General features: G+C 68.4%; 13 protein-coding genes. 8 read left to right on the top strand and 5 right to left on the bottom strand.

What is annotated here, in order from left to right; all coding sequences use genetic code 11:
• The first annotated feature begins 136 nt into the window (after positions 1-136).
• From D5S19_RS00550 to D5S19_RS00535, 4 genes are all read left to right on the top strand, one after another.
• Positions 137-1,081 carry a polyphosphate kinase 2 family protein gene (locus tag D5S19_RS00550; protein WP_120021462.1) on the top strand — a complete coding sequence of 315 codons (945 nt, stop codon included), beginning with the start codon at positions 137-139 and terminating at the stop codon, positions 1,079-1,081.
• 25 nt (positions 1,082-1,106) lie between these two features.
• Positions 1,107-3,824 carry a cation-translocating P-type ATPase gene (locus tag D5S19_RS00545; RefSeq protein WP_120021358.1) on the top strand — a complete coding sequence of 906 codons (2,718 nt, stop codon included), beginning with the start codon at positions 1,107-1,109 and terminating at the stop codon, positions 3,822-3,824.
• 134 nt (positions 3,825-3,958) lie between these two features.
• Entirely contained in the window at positions 3,959-4,414 is a 456-nt protein-coding gene (locus D5S19_RS00540; RefSeq protein ID WP_120021357.1) for a DUF7144 family membrane protein, read from the top strand.
• Between the two features lie 15 nt (positions 4,415-4,429).
• Positions 4,430-5,125: an HD domain-containing protein gene (locus tag D5S19_RS00535; protein ID WP_158605448.1), complete on the top strand. Its 696-nt coding sequence runs from the start codon at positions 4,430-4,432 to the stop codon at positions 5,123-5,125.
• A gap of 29 nt (positions 5,126-5,154) precedes the next feature.
• On the opposite strand, the gene D5S19_RS00530 is transcribed toward D5S19_RS00535, so the two are convergent.
• The 3 genes from D5S19_RS00530 to D5S19_RS00520 all read right to left on the bottom strand — a co-directional run bounded on the left by D5S19_RS00530 (position 5,155) and on the right by D5S19_RS00520 (position 8,436).
• Positions 5,155-5,700 carry a hypothetical protein gene (locus tag D5S19_RS00530; protein WP_120021355.1) on the bottom strand — a complete coding sequence of 182 codons (546 nt, stop codon included), beginning with the start codon at positions 5,698-5,700 and terminating at the stop codon, positions 5,155-5,157.
• A gap of 140 nt (positions 5,701-5,840) precedes the next feature.
• A complete protein-coding gene (locus tag D5S19_RS00525) occupies positions 5,841-7,277 on the bottom strand; it encodes a diacylglycerol/lipid kinase family protein (RefSeq protein ID WP_120021354.1) in 1,437 nt (478 codons plus the stop codon).
• 538 nt (positions 7,278-7,815) lie between these two features.
• Positions 7,816-8,436 carry an L-threonylcarbamoyladenylate synthase gene (locus tag D5S19_RS00520; protein WP_120021353.1) on the bottom strand — a complete coding sequence of 207 codons (621 nt, stop codon included), beginning with the start codon at positions 8,434-8,436 and terminating at the stop codon, positions 7,816-7,818.
• 97 nt (positions 8,437-8,533) lie between these two features.
• On the opposite strand from D5S19_RS00520, the gene D5S19_RS00515 reads away from it, so the two are divergent.
• The 3 genes from D5S19_RS00515 (at position 8,534) to D5S19_RS00505 (ending at position 10,536) form a co-directional block, all read left to right on the top strand.
• The gene (locus D5S19_RS00515; protein ID WP_120021352.1) at positions 8,534-9,253 is read left to right on the top strand and encodes an MgtC/SapB family protein; all 720 of its coding nucleotides are present in this window, start codon (positions 8,534-8,536) and stop codon (positions 9,251-9,253) included.
• 118 nt (positions 9,254-9,371) lie between these two features.
• Positions 9,372-10,184, top strand: a complete 813-nt coding sequence (locus D5S19_RS00510; RefSeq protein ID WP_120021351.1) for a DivIVA domain-containing protein — start codon at positions 9,372-9,374, stop codon at positions 10,182-10,184.
• Positions 10,185-10,254: 70 nt separating this feature from the next.
• Complete coding sequence (locus tag D5S19_RS00505) at positions 10,255-10,536, top strand: metal-sensitive transcriptional regulator (protein ID WP_033294707.1); 282 nt, start codon at positions 10,255-10,257, stop codon at positions 10,534-10,536.
• Positions 10,537-10,758: 222 nt separating this feature from the next.
• Here D5S19_RS00505 and D5S19_RS00500 read toward each other — a convergent pair whose 3' ends face one another.
• A complete protein-coding gene (locus D5S19_RS00500; protein WP_120021350.1) occupies positions 10,759-12,996 on the bottom strand; it encodes a heavy metal translocating P-type ATPase in 2,238 nt (745 codons plus the stop codon).
• Between the two features lie 13 nt (positions 12,997-13,009).
• Positions 13,010-13,216 (bottom strand): heavy-metal-associated domain-containing protein, encoded by a 207-nt coding sequence (locus tag D5S19_RS00495; protein WP_120021349.1) that lies wholly within the window; start codon positions 13,214-13,216, stop codon positions 13,010-13,012.
• A gap of 115 nt (positions 13,217-13,331) precedes the next feature.
• Between D5S19_RS00495 and cobF the strand changes: the two genes are divergently transcribed.
• A complete protein-coding gene (cobF, locus tag D5S19_RS00490; protein ID WP_120021348.1) occupies positions 13,332-14,093 on the top strand; it encodes a precorrin-6A synthase (deacetylating) in 762 nt (253 codons plus the stop codon).
• The last annotated feature ends 957 nt before the right edge of the window (positions 14,094-15,050 follow it).

Below are 15,050 nucleotides of genomic sequence, written 5' to 3'. Positions count from 1 at the left end.
CGAATGACCCTAGGCGCGCGCCCGGAGAGGCCGGACGATGGACAGCCAGCGATGCTCCGCACGTCGGGCAGCAATGAGCGTCCGCGACCGTTGGATGTTCGCCGACGGCATCGCGGTGCGGAAGGGACGGTCCTTGATGGCCGACAAACGAGCGAAGCGCATCGCCGACTTCATCAAACCGCTACGGGTCAAGCCAGGCCGCAAAATACACCTGGCCAAGGATTTCGATCCCGGCTACAAGGCCGACTTCCTCAAGAAGAAGGACGGCAAGGCACTGTTGCGCACCGGCATCGGCCTGCTGGCCGACTACCAGCGGCGGCTGGCCGCGCAGGACACGTACGGCGTGCTGGTCTGTCTCCAGTCGCTGGATGCGGGCGGCAAGGACGGCACCATCCGGCACGTGATGAGCGGCGTCAATCCACAGGGTGTGCGCGTCCACGGTTTCAAGGTGCCCTCCGCGGAGGAACTCGACCACGATTACCTGTGGCGGTACGCCAGCCGGCTGCCGCGCCGTGGCGAGATCTGCATCTTCAATCGCTCGCACTACGAAGAAGTCCTGGTGGTGCGGGTGCACTCGGAGAACCTGCGCCGTCAGCGGCTGCCCAGCGAGGACATCGACGACGTGATCTGGGAACGCCGATACCGAGAGATCAACGACTGGGAGCGGTACCTGACGGACAACGGGTTCCTGGTCGTCAAGTTGTTTCTCAACCTGTCCCGAGAGGAACAGCGCACGCGGTTTCTCAAGCGTATCGACGTCCCGGAACGTAACTGGAAGTTCTCCGCGGCCGACGTGCGCGAGCGGCGTTACTGGGACGACTACCAGAAGGCGTTCTCCGAGATGCTGTCGGCCACCAGCACACCGTGGGCGCCCTGGTATGTCGTGCCCGCCGACCGCAAGTGGTTCGCCCGCATCAGCGCGGGCGCGATCCTCGCGCACACCCTGATCGAAATCGACCCGCAATACCCCGACATCGGCAAGGAAGCCCGCCGCGACCTGGCAACAGCCAAGAAGGAACTGCTGGCTCAGGTGCCCAAGGGCGCGCCCGCCGACCCATACGCGGCCGCCCACCAGCAATAGCGCCGAATTCGATCGGAGGCGACCCATGGCGGCTGAAGCATTTTCGCCGGGCACGCCGGGCACGAAGCCGGGACACTGGTACTCGCGACCTGTGCACGACGTCGCGACAGCGTTCGGTGTCGACCCGTCGGCCGGCTTAAGCCAGGCGCGCGCCGCCGAACTGCTCGCCGCGAACGGGACCAACGCCCTGCCGGAGGAACGGCCCAAACCGGCCTGGCTGAAGTTCCTCGACGAGTACCGCAGTTACATGCAGCTCATCCTGGTCGCGGCCGCCGTGGTGTCGCTGCTGATCAGGGAGTGGAGCACCGCGATCCTGCTGGTCGCGCTGACGGTCCTGAACGCGGTGGTGGGCCTTCGCCAGCAGGGCAAGGCCGAGAGCGCGATGAACGCGCTCAGGTCGATGGTCAAGGCGACCGCACGGGTGCGCCGCGACGGTGTGGACACCCAGCTCCCGGCCGAGCAACTCGTGATCGGCGACATCGTGCTCATCACGGCAGGCGACAAAGTGCCCGCCGACGGCCGCATTCTCACCGCGAGCGCCTTGCAGATCGACGAATCGGCGCTCACCGGGGAAAGCACGCCGGCCGCCAAGGAGGCCACGACCCTGACCGAGGACCGGCTCAACCCGGGCGACCAGGTGAACATGGCCTTCATGAACACGCCGGTGACACACGGCAGCGGCACGATGATCGTCACCGCGACCGGCGCAGGCACGGAACTGGGCAAGATTTCCGGAATGCTGTCCACGACCGCCACGGAACAGTCTCCGCTGACCCGCGAACTGAACCGGCTGACGCTGTGGATCGCGGCCGCCGCGGGGCTGACGATGATCGTGATGTTCGTCCTGGGCCGCGGCCGTGGGGAGGCCTGGGACAGCCTGTTCGTCGCCGCGGTCTCGCTGGCCATCGCCGCCATTCCCGAGGCGCTGCCCACCGTCACGCAGACGATCCTGTCCCTGGGCGGCCAGGATCTCGCGCGCCGCAACGCCATAGTCAAGGACCTGCCCTCGGTCGAAACCCTGGGGTTCACCTCGGCCATCAATTCCGACAAGACCGGTACCCTGACGATGAACCAGATGACCGTGGCCGAGGTCGTCACCTCGACCGACCGGTACACCGTCTCCGGCACCGGCTACGGCTTGCAGGGCCGCATCCATCACGTGGCAGGCGACACAAGCTCTATCGAGAACGCGATCCTGCCGTTCCTGGTGGCCAACGACGCCAAACTGGTGGAGGGCGAAGTGGTCGGCGACCCCACCGAGGGCGCCCTGCTGATCCTGGCGCACAAGGCCGGCCTGGACATCGACGGCACCCGCGAGGGCCTGCCCCGGCTCGCGACCCTGCCGTTCGACCCCGCCTACAAGCTGATGGCCACCTTCCACGCCGTCACCGGCTCCGACGGGCGCTCCGTGGTCCGTTGTTACGTCAAAGGCGCCGCGCCCGCGGTGCTTGCCCGGATTTCGTCCGCCGCCGCGGGCGACACGACGCGAGCCTGGGACGCGGCGGCACAAAGCCGCGCGGAGGAGAATGTCGAGCGCATGGAGCGCGAGGGCAAGCGGGTGATGGCGGCCGCGGTCGGCGACCTGGCGCCCACCGACTTCAACCCGGACGGCGACCTGCTCGGCTACGTCACCGGGCTGACGATGACCAGCCTCGCCGGCATGGTCGACCCGCCACGCGAGGAATCGCGGGCCGCTGTGTCGAGCGCGCACGCCGCCCACATAAGGGTGCGCATGGTCACCGGGGACGATGTCATCACCGGGGCCGCGATCGCGAAACAGGTCGGCATTCCCGGCGAGGCGATCCTGGGCGCGGACTTCGCCGCGATGCCGGAGGCAGACCGGCTCGCCCATATCGACGGCATCGGTGTCGTCGGCCGCGTCGCGCCCGAACACAAGGTACTGCTGGCCGACACGCTCAAGAAGAAGGGCCATGTCGTCGCGATGACCGGCGACGGTGTCAACGACGCCCCGGCCATCAAGGCCGCCGACATCGGCATCGCCATGGGCACCGGCACCGACGTGGCCAAGAACGCCGGCCGGATGATCCTCTCGGACGACAACTTCGCCACCATCGTGTTCGCCGTGGAGCAGGGCAGGAAGATCTACGACAACCTCAGCAAGTACATCCGCTTCGTGCTGATCCTGCTGGTCGTCTTCGTCCTGACGTTCCTCGGCGCGACCCTGCTCAACATCGCCGGCGGCGAACCGTTCACGCCCGCCCAGGTCCTGTGGGTCCACTTCATCGTCAACGCGCCGTTCGGTTTCGCCCTCGGCTTCGACCGGGAGAGCCCGGGGCTCATGGCGCGCGTACCGCGGCCGAGGGGCGAGTCCGTGCTCACCACCGGCGTCGTGGTCACCGTCGGGCTGGCGGGGCTGGCCATCACCGTGGGCCTGCTGGGCATGATCAACCTGGGACAGACGCACTTCCACAGCGTGGCCATCGGCAACTCGATCGCGTTCACCGCGTTCGCGCTGTGCCTGATCGTGGCTGCGGTGGAGTGCCGCAGTGAACGGAACACCGCGCTGACCACGGCCACATTCGACTCCAAGCAGATGAACTGGGCCATCCTTGGCGAGTTCGTGCTCGCGGTGTTCGTCACGCGGTTGGACGCGCTGCGCGGTCTGCTGGGCACGGTCCAGCTCGACCTCCCCCAGTTCGGCTGGGCGCTGGTGCCCGCGGTGGGGCTGCTGGTGCTGTGGGAGCTGGCCAAGTTCGTCGCCCGGCGCCTGCCGTCGGGATAGTTCCGCGGCCGTTCTGGATGATGGAACCGGCTCTCCCCGGTCATCTCATCCGGCGTGGGCGAGGATGCCGACCCGCGTCCGCGCTGACCATCACCTTGGCTTCGGATTCGCGTCACTAGTGAAGGAGCACACGAATGAGCCAAGAGACACACCCGCGTTCGGCGACCGGGTTCGGTTCGGTTCCGGCCGCGGGGCGCACGAGATCCCAAACCTTGTGGGTCGGGTGGATCCGGTTCGCCGCGGTGATGATGATCATCATCGGCGCGTTCGACATCATCGAGGGCATCGTCGCCCTGGTCCACAAGCAGTACTACGTGGTCAGTCCCAGCGGCCTGCTCGTGTTCAACCTGACCGCGTGGGGCTGGGTTCACCTGATCATCGGTGCGCTCGCCGTCGCCGCGGGCGCCGCCCTGCTCAGCGGTGCGTTGTGGGCGCGCATAGTCGCCGTGGGACTCGCCGCGATCAACGCCATCGCGCAACTCGCCTTCGTTTCCGCCCACCCGGTGTGGACCACGATCATCATCGCGCTCGACGTCCTCGTCATCTGGGCGGTGATCGTGCACGGCAGCGAGGTCGAATCCGAGTACTGATCGATGGGCGGCCCTATGCAACTCACACCATGGGCGTTCGGACTGGCCGAAAAACTCCTGGCGACCGAATTGCCGCGACGCTGGGCGCATGTGCGTGGCACGGCGAGGCACGCGAACCGCATAGGTTTGCTGATCCTGGACGGCGACGAGCAGGACCTGCTCGTCGCCGCCGCCGTGTCGCACGACATCGGATACGCCCGATCGCTTGTCCGGTACGGCTTCCACCCACTGGACGGCGCGACCTTCGTGGCACGAGTGGGCGCGCCTGACCGGCTTACCCGGTTGGTGGCCAACCATTCCGCGTCGGCGTTCGCCGCCGGCATCCGTGGCATGTCCGAGGAGATGTCCCGGTTCCCGGACGAGTCCACGCCAGTGCGCGACGCCCTGTGGTACTGCGATTGCGTGACCGATCCGAACGGGAACCCGATCGCCTTCGAGGCCCGCATGGCCGAGATCCGCCGTCGGCATGGCCTTGACTCGGTCAACGTGCGCGCACTGGACGCGGGCGGGCTGGCTGCCCGGACGGACGCGGTGCGCCGGTGCGAACAACGGATGCGGGCGGCAGCACGGCGACAGCCGGCCCAAGCCCGTCCGTGCCAGGGCCCGGCACGGGCGAACCGTGCCGGGCCCTGGCAACGAACGCGGTCAGAACCGCCGGCGGGAAACTCGCCGTGCGGTGCGCCGGCTGGTGCGCCGGGCGATCCTGCGTGACCTGAACATGTGCACCTCCCAGATGTCCGTCAGTGGGCCACCGCGGTGGATTCCAGTGTGGCGAGTTGCGCCGCCTCCTCCGCTGTGACCAGGCCGACGCCCACGAGGTCGAGCGGGCTGATGAAGGCGTCGTTGATCCGGTATCCGCCCGCCGAGGCGATCGCGTCGCGCAGCGGAACGGCCCAGTGGTGCTCGATGAGCAACAACGCGGCCGCAGTGCCGTTCGGGATCTCCTCGAGCACGTCCCACGCGTCGACGTCATCGAACGAATGCACACCCTCGGCCTCCGCCATCGCGGCCCCGGCCTCCGCGCCTGCCTCCATACCCTCCTCGCCCTCGATGCCCAGTCCGATCAGCGCGCCGATCTTGGTGCCGAGTTCCACGGCCTCCTCGTCGGTGAGGTTGCTCAGATGAACCACCTCCATCGCACCATCGGCGTCCTTGTGCACGGCCAACGCGTCGATCACCTTGACCAAGTCGCTCTCGCGGAGCTTTTCCAGCTCCTCGATGACCTGTCCGTGGAAGTTCGGGTGCGGAAACCCGAGCACGATGAGCTGCACTGGACCAATCGCCATATCCGGTTCCTCCTCCTGGGTTCTGTGAAACGCCATGGTGGCGAGCGGATCGGCTGAGCTGCATCACCCCGCCGAGGTGAACCAGCCGATCACCGCGCCCGGCGAAGCACCGGGAGCGCCCCGGCGGCCGCCATCGATCATCAGGTGGCCCCGGCCCCGCTGCGCGTGCTCGGGCCGCGATCGTCGCGACCCGCCGGGTGCGGTTGTGCGCCGGCGCCGGTTGACCTGGCCGGACCGGGATCGGGCCGCCCCATCAGCACCGCGAACAGGGCACCGGCCGACCTGCCGACGCCCACCGGTGCGGCCTGAGCGGGGGAGACCAGCGGCGCGTTCCTGGGCAAGCGAACCCGCAGCACCCCCGGCAGAGACCGGAACCGCAGCGGTGGCGGCAGCCGCAATGCCTCGCCGTCCACGCCGACCTCGACGAGGGGTTTTCCGGAGGTCACCACGAACTCGGGTGTGGTCCAGGCCGTATAGCCGGGAAAGCGGCTCAGCCTGCCGCTCACCTCAGCGGCGGCCAGGGCCGGCACCTCGGAGGCGCGATTCACCGAGATGGTGACGACGCCCAGCACTCCGGCGTCCATTCGCTCCCGGCTGCCGAACCCGTTCAGGTGCTCCAGCCGGTAGGGACCATTGGAGATCAGGACGACGTCCGCACCCGACTGTTCCGTGCCATCCGGCCGGGTGAACCGTAGATCGGGGCGATTTCCGTTCGGGCCGAGAAGATCAGGCAGGCTCGCGGCTATGTTCGACACCTTCGCATCGCGGTACCCGGCGGACTGCACGACGGTGGCGTACACACCCAGGGACGCGTTGTTGACGAACACCCGGTCGCCCAGCATGGCGAGGTCGATGGTTCGCTCATACGCGTGGCCGTAGGCATCGAGGGCGCCGACGACGTTGTCGCGATCCAGACCGAGGTCGAGCGCGAGGTGATTGCGGGTACCCGCGGGCACGCACACGAACGGAATACCGTGCCGACGGGCGACATCGGCGACAAGCGCCTGCGACCCGTCGCCGCCCGCCATCCCCAGCACGTCGGCGCCGTTGGTCACGGCACGCTCGGCGAGCTCGCTCAGGTCGTCACCCTGCCGCAGCAGGACGGTCCGCACGCCCCGCTTGCGGGCTTCCGCCTCCAGACCAAACTTCTCGACCTTCCCGCCCCCCGACTTCGCGTTCATCAGCAGGACACCGTGCCGCGCGGGACCGACCTCGGCCGGCCCCGCACCAGGCGCCACGCGGTGCCCGATCGCGACCTTCGCGAGGGCAGCCGACAGCGCGGCAAGACAGAGATACAGCAGCATCACCAGATAGACGCGCACGTCGGGCAGTGCAGAGGGCGCCCCGATCGCCACCACGGCCACCATCACGGCGATCACTCGCCGGACACCACGGTGCACCAGCGCGGCCCAGGCCGCAGCCAGCGCGATGGCGACGAGCACCAACGTGATCAGGAGTTCCACAGGATGTCTGATCAAAAGCGCGATCACCACCACCAGCGCGGCCGCGGCGGCGGCCAGCGCCAGCAGCGCGCACGACCGCCGGGCGAGCGACGGCCGGATTGCCTGTTCGTCCATCGGGGGTCACCCCTTCGGTCCGCCGTCTCCCCGGCGCACCGTGACTACGCCGGCCAACGGGGTTACGCGGGTGCGGCGCGCACCCGGAATTTGTACTTCCGCACAGACCAATGCCCCACCCTCGACCGGCGATCGGCCGGCCACTTCATCCTGGGCGGGTGAGATCGTGGCGCGGCCGGGCGGCGGGCGTCGCGCTACGCAGATGTCCGGCCGTGGTGGTGACCACTCAGCGGCCATCACGTAGGGGTCTTGCCGTCGTGACCGACCAGGTCCATCCGCGCAACCGCGTCCAGCAGAATGCGGACGCGGTCGGCGAAACCGTGCCACAGGGCGTTGTGTACCCGCCGGTGATGCCCTGGTGGTTCAGGTCGGCCCCGGGCGCGCCGACCAGGATGCGGGTGATGTCGGAATGGCCGTTGTCCTCCGCTTTGTGCGGCGAGGACGCGCCGAACGTGGTGGCGACTCGCGGACGAACTCGACGGTGCCCCGGCCGATCAACAGGCCCGGATCTCACAACACCTGCTCATCCGGCCGTGGCCTATTCGAACCGGGTGGCGTCGCCGGCTCCGTGGCGGACGACCTCAGCCTCGCCGGAGGAATAGTCGATCACCGTGGTCGGCTCCACCCCGCAGTCGCCTGAGTCGACCACCGCGTCCAGCACGTGATCAAGCTCTTCCTTGATCTCCCAGCCCTGGGTGAGGGGTTCGCCGGAGTCGGGCAGCAACAGCGTGCTCGACAGGATCGGCTCGCCCAACTCGGCGAGCAGGGCCTGGGTGACCACGTGGTCGGGGATCCGCGCGCCGACGGTCTTCTTCTTGGCGTGGAGGAGCCGGCGCGGTACCTCCTTGGTCGCGGGCAGGATGAACGTGTACGGGCCGGGAGTGCTGGCCTTGATCGCGCGGAACACCGCGTTGTCGATGTGCACGAACTGTCCGAGCTGCGCGAAGTCCTGACAGACGAGTGTGAAGTGGTGCCGGTGATCCAAGCGGCGGATGCTGCGGATGCGCTCCATTCCCCGCTGGTTACCGAGCCGGCAGCCGAGTGCGAAGCACGAATCCGTGGGGTAGGCGATCAGGCCGTCCTCGCGCAGCAAGTCCACTACCTGCCCGAGGGCACGGCGCTGTGGGTTCTGCGGATGCACATCGAAGTACCGGGCCATGCGCCGAGCTTAGGCGGGACGACTGAGCCGAGTGCGCAGGCAGGCCGCATACCGGGCACAGTGGCCGCAGAGACAGTGGCCACAGAGGAGGTTCTCCGTGCACGCGTTGTGGTCCACCGGCGACCAGTGGTCGCTGCTTCTGCCGGTCCTGCTCGCACTGGTGCTGAGCACGGTGATCGGGCTGGAACGCGAGGCCGGGAACAAGCAGGCCGGGCTGCGGACGCACACCCTGGTGGGCGTCGGATCGGCGGTGTTCATGCTCGTGTCGAAATACGGATTCGCGGATCTGCTCGGGCTGGAACACGTCGCGCTCGATCCGTCGCGGATCGCCGCGCAGATCGTGTCCGGGATCGGCTTCGTCGGCGGTGGGCTGATCTTCGTGCGCCGGGACGCGGTGCGCGGACTCACCACGGCGGCCACGGTCTGGCTCGCGGCGGCGGTCGGTGTCGCGTGTGGTGCCGGGCTGCCGGTGCTCGGTGTCGCGACCACGGTGGGGCTTGTCGTGATCACTCGGGGTTTCCCACCGCTTTCCCGGTTCGTGGCCCGGCACCGGCGGCAGCCGCCGATCCTGCGGCTGAGCTACGCGGACGGCCACGGGGTGCTGCGCGTGGTGCTGACCACATGCACCGACCGGGGCTGGGCCGTGCATCGCGTCGCGGTCGACCGTGAAACGGTTTCCGAGGAGGGGCAACGGATTGCGGTCGTCATGCTGCTCCTGCAGGGGCGCGGTGACCTGACCGATCTCACCGCGGAACTCGCGGAATTGCCTGGTGTGCGCAGCACTGCGACCGGCGCGGAGGATCCGCTCGAAGATTGATCGACCCCGATTCCCCACTCGTGGTCCTCCTTCGGGCACACTGGGGGCAGGTGAAATTCCCCGTGCGGCAGGAAAAACGAGCAGCCGAGGAGAAACCATCCAAATGGGAGGTGAGCGCATGGCCCCCGGCGGTGGCGAGGACCTGATGCCCGTACGACCGGCTTTCGATCCGGCGTGGCGCGGCTACCACCGTGGCCAGGTCAAGGAATTCGTGGCCTGGGTCGAGGACGAGTTCCGGCGGCTGGCGGCCGAACGGGACGCCGCCGCGCGGCTGGCGGCCGAGCTCGCGGAGCGAAATCGTGAGCTGCACGCGACGATCGACCGGATCAGCCGCACCCCCATCGAGGCGGACGCTCTGCAGGAACGGTCGCGGCGGATGATCGAGCTGACCCGGGAGGAAGCCCGGGAGATCATCGGCTGTGCCGAGGCGACCGCCGAGCGGATCGTCGTCGACGCGGAAGCAGAAGCCGTGCGCCTCACCGAAAAGGAACGCGCGCTGGTCGAAGCGGTGGAACAGGACCGTGAGCGTCAACTGCGCGAGTACGAGAAATTCATGCACGACGCGGCCGAGGAACGAGCAGCCGCCGACGAGGCCGCGGCGAAGGAACGGCGCAGACTGGACGAAGAGGTCACCCACACGCTCACCGAGCGTCGCACGGACGCCGTCCGTGAGATCGCCGAGCGCACTGCTGCCGCCCGGGCCGAAGCAGACGGTCTCGTCCACGGGGCCACCGAGTACGCCGGCCGAATCGTGACCGAAGCCGAAAGCCGGGTCGCCGAGCTGGCCGCGATCCGGCAGCGGCTGACCGCCGCCTTGCGCAGCACCCGCGAACTCATCGCCACCGCGAACGCGGCATTGGATCCGGACGGTGCACCAGTACCGAGTCAACGCCGCACGTCCGCCCTCACCAAGGCCACCTCCACCGGCTGACAACGACGGCAGATACGCCAGGAGGGTATGCTTGACGTCGAGGGCAAGCTGACGAAGGGGACAACGCGCGATGACCGGTTACGGCAGTGAGCGGGAGGCCTACCTCAAGCGGCTCCGCCGGATCGAGGGCCAGATCCGCGGTCTTCAGCGCATGGTCGAGCAGGACAAATACTGCATCGACATCCTGACCCAGGTCTCCGCGGCGACGAAGGCCCTGCAATCGTTCTCCCTGGAGCTGCTCGACGAACACCTGGCCACATGCGTCGTCGAGGCCGCGGCAGCAGGTGGCGAGGAGGCGGATCTGAAGGTCCGGGAGGCGTCCGACGCGATCGCCCGGCTTGTCCGTTCCTGAGTGTCGGGGCGTCTGACCTCGGGGTCCGCCGCTGCTCGATGGCGGCCGGGCAAGCTCGGCGAGGTCCGATCGCCCGGATGAACCACGCCGCCTGCCGTCCGGTTGAGAAAAGCACGCGACGGCTCACGGCTGTCCGATCTGAGCTGCCGGACATCTGGCTCCGGCCTCGCCGACCCGCCCGTCACACCGAGCGAACCACCTTGCGGCCAGGTCCCGACCGCTTTACGAGGCAGCCCGGAAGCGACGCAGGCGAAGGCTGTTCGACACGACGAAGGCCGACGAAATCGCCATCGCGGCACCGGCGATCATCGGGTTCAGCAGGCCGAAAGCGGCCAGGGGCAGGGCGGCGACGTTGTAGGCGAAGGCCCAGAACAGGTTGCCCCGGATCGTGCCCAGGGTGCGGCGGGAGAGGCGGATCGCGTCAACGGCGGCGCGCAGGTCGCCGCGGACGAGGGTCAGGTCGCCGGCTTCGATGGCGGCGTCGGTGCCGGTGCCCATGGACAGGCCCAGGTCGGCCTGGGCCAGGGCGGCGGCGTCGTTCACGCCGTCGCCGACCATCGCGACGGTTCGGCCTTCCTGTTGCAGGCGCCCTACAGCGGCGACCTTGTCCTCCGGCAGCACCTCGGCGATGACCTCGGGGATTCCGGCGGCCTCGGCCACTGCGCGGGCGGCGCCTTCGTTGTCACCAGTCAGCAGGATCGGGCGCAAACCGAGGGCACGCAGTTCCGATACGGCTTGCGCAGAGGTCGGCTTGATGGTGTCGGACACCGCCAGTACGCCGCGCGCGACGCCGTCCCAGGCGACGAAGACCGCGGTTGCGCCCTGATCCTCGGCAGCGGTCTTCGCGAGCGCCAGGCGATCGTCGACGCTGACGTTCCAGTCTGCCAGGAACGCTGCCCGCCCGGCGAGCACAGCGGTCCCGTTCACGAGGCCGGAGACGCCGAGGCCCGCGGTGTTCCGGAAGTCCGTGGCGGTCGGCAGTTCGCCGAGGCGTTCCCGGGCACCGTCCGCGATCGCCTTCGCGATCGGGTGCTCCGACGGGTGCTCGACAGCGCCTGCGTAGCGCAGCATTTCCGCTTCGTCGACGCCGTCCGCGACGTGCACCTCGGACAGGCTCATCCGCCCGGTGGTAACGGTGCCGGTCTTGTCGAGCACGATCGTGTCGACTCGGCGAGTGGACTCGAGCACCTCTGGTCCCTTGATCAGAATCCCGAGCTGGGCACCGCGACCGGTACCCACCAGGAGCGCGGTCGGCGTGGCGAGCCCGAGCGCGCACGGGCAGGCGATGATCAGCACGGCGACCGCCGCGGTGAACGCTTCGGTCGCGTCTCCCCCGGTCGCGAGCCACGCGATCAACGTCCCCAGCGCCAGGACCAGGACAATCGGCACGAACACGGCGGAGACCCGATCCGCCAGACGCTGGACGGCGGCCTTGCCGCTCTGCGCTTCCTCGACGAGCCGCGCCATCTGCGCGAGCCGGGTGTCGGCACCGACCCGCGTCGCGCGTACCAGGACGCGGCCGCCGACGTTCACCGTCGCACCGGTGACAGCGTCACCCTCGGCGACCTCGACCGGGACCGATTCGCCGGTGATCATGCTGACGTCGACTGCCGAACTACCTTCGGTGACCACGCCGTCGGTGGCGATCTTTTCCCCCGGCCGCACGACGAAGACGTCGCCGACCCGCAAGCCGGCCACCGGGATTCGCTGTTCACGGCCGTCGCGAAGCACTGTGACGTCCTTCGCGCCGAGCTCCAGCAGCGCGCGCAGCGCGGCGCCGGAACGTCGCTTGGAACGGGCTTCGAAGTAGCGGCCGGCGAGAATGAACGTGGTGACGCCGGATGCGACCTCAAGGTAGATGTTGGCGGTGCCGTCGCCGGGTGTCACAGTGAACTCGAAACCGTGCCGTATACCCGGCATACCGGCCATCCCGAAGAACAGCGAGTACAGCGACCACAGCGTGGCGGCAATGACCCCCAGTGAGATCAGCGTGTCCATGGTCGCCGCGCCGTGCCGCAGGTTGGTCCAGGCGGCGCGGTGGAACGGCCAAGCCCCCCAAACGACCACCGGCGCGGCAAGTGTGAGTGACAACCACTGCCAGTTGTCGAACTGGGCGGCAGGGATCATCGCGAGAACGATCACGGGCAGGGTCAGCAGGGCGGAGTAGATCAGCCGGTCACGCAGTGGCCGGGTCTCGTCCTCTTCCGTCTCGGGCTGGCCGGCCTGCGGTTCGGGGGCCTGCGCGGTGTAACCGGTGGCCTCGACGACACCCACCAGGTCGTCGACCGAAACGGTGGTGGGGTATTCGACGTGGGCCTTCTCGGTGGCGTAGTTGACGCTCGCCGTCACGCCGTCGACCTTGTTGAGCTTGCGTTCGACGCGGGCGGCGCACGAAGCACACGTCATCCCGCCGATGACGAGTTCGACCGTCCGTGAAGTGTCGTGTGCTGTCGTGCTCATGCCGCCCTGCTCTCTACGCGACGAGCCGGTAACCGGCCTCGGTGACCGCGGCTTCGACCGCGTCCTGGGCCAGCGGCTGCTCGCTGGTCACCTTCACTGCGCCGGAGCCGAGGTCCACTTCGACCGAGTTGACCCCGGTGAGCTCGCCGACCTCCTCCTTCACCGCGCCGACGCAGTGCGCACAGGTCATCCCCTCGACGGTGTAGGTGGCCTCAGTCATCGCCGCATCCTCCTCTGGTCGCGTCGTCCGATGACTCCTTTATACCCCTTGGGGGTACATGTAGGCCATCCGGCCCGGCTGCAGGGCCGATCGCCCCGCGGGGCAGACTGCGAGCATGCGGAGGATCTATGCGATCGGGATCGGCGCGGGCGACCCGGAACACCTGACTGTCCAGGCCATCGACCGGCTCAACCGGGTCGATGTGTTCTTCGTCCTCGACAAGGGGGAGGCCAAGGCCGACCTGGTACGACTGCGGCAGGACATCCTGGACCGGTTCGTGACCCGGCCGGGGTATCGAGTGGTGAGCGCGCAGGACCCGGACCGGGATCGGACGCCGGCCGACTACCGCGTCGCGGTCGCGGACTGGCATCGGCTCCGCACGGACGTGTACGAACGGCTGATTCGCGACGAGCTGGGCGAAGACGAGACCGGCGCGTTCCTGGTGTGGGGCGACCCGTCGTTGTACGACAGCACCATCGCTCTGATCGAAGCGGTGCTGGCGCGGGAGACGGTGGAGTTCGACTACGAGGTGGTGCCCGGAGTAAGCAGCGTTTCGGCGCTGGCCGCCCGGCACCGCACTACGATGAACCAGATCGGGCGCGCGGTGCAGTTCACGACCGGGCGGCGGCTGTCCGAAGGCTGGCCTGCGGATGCGGACGACGTTTTCGTGCTGCTCGACGCCCATACGACCTTCGACCGGTTCGCCGATCAGGGGGTCTGGATCTATTGGGGGGCCTATCTCGGGACGCCGGAGGAGATTCTGGTGTCGGGCTTGCTGGACGCCGGGCTGGCCACGCGAATCCGCGAGCTGCGAGCGGAGGCTCGGGAGCGGAACGGATGGATCATGGACACCTATCTTCTACGGCGGCCGCAGTGAGCGGAGTTGAGCGGGCTCGTCGGAGTCTCGGCTGCTGGTGAGGCGGGCGGGACCTCTTGCCAAGGTGGGCGGAGGCCCTGACATCGGGCACGTCCGGGCCATGGGTCCATCTGTGCGACCCGGCGACCTGCCCGGGCCGTGGGCCTCTGCGTGGCACCGAGATCTGACCAAGCGTGGCATGCCTCTTCGGGCGCCGGGGGATGTTGACCGGCGAGTCCTTCATGCTGCCGGCGTGTTCTGGGGAGCGGGAAACTGCAGGATTGCTGACCGAGCCGCTGTGACGCTGGAAGATCTGCAATGGGCCAGCAGGCGAAGTATTCGGCTCTCAACCTTGGGTGTGCGGCTGGGTTCTTCCCTCGTACATGAGAAGTGCTGGGCCGGTGGCCTGGTCCTGGGGTGTGTCGCGTTGCTGTCCATCGCCGCAGACCGGGCACGGTGCCCGATGGCGGTGGGAAGGGTGGTGGCTGGCCCTGGATCCGTTGCCGGAGGTGGTCTGGTCCTTGATGGTGCTGGGCGTCTGACGCGGGAGGCATGTCCTGGAGTGTTGTGTTCGGTGAGCACGCCCTCCGCCGTGGTGTGCGGGCTGGGTTCTTCCGGTATACGACAAGGACCAGGCCGCTGGGCCTGGTCCTTTTGTGGTGGCGTGATGGTGCGGGCGCGTCCTGGAGTGTTCTGTGGCGTGGTGTGGTTCGGTGAACGCATCCTGCGGGGTGCCGGGGATCCGTGGAGGAGTGCCGGTTGTGAGTGGATACGGGGCGGGGGTAGCCCCGACGTGCGTTGACGTCGGCCAGCAGCCCGGGGCTTGAGTGGATGCCGGGGGTAGAGGGGGTATGCAGGGAGGCCCCGGGAGAGCCCTTGTGGGGGTTCTCGACCGGGGCCTGACCTGTCTAGGTTGAGTTCGGCGGTGTCCTACTCTCCCACAACCCTTCGGTTGCAGTACCATCGGCGCTGTCAGGC

It is taken from the genome of Amycolatopsis panacis (genome assembly GCF_003600245.1).
GTDB classification, from domain to species: domain Bacteria; phylum Actinomycetota; class Actinomycetes; order Mycobacteriales; family Pseudonocardiaceae; genus Amycolatopsis; species Amycolatopsis sulphurea.
This window is presented reverse-complemented; position numbering and strand designations above follow the sequence as displayed.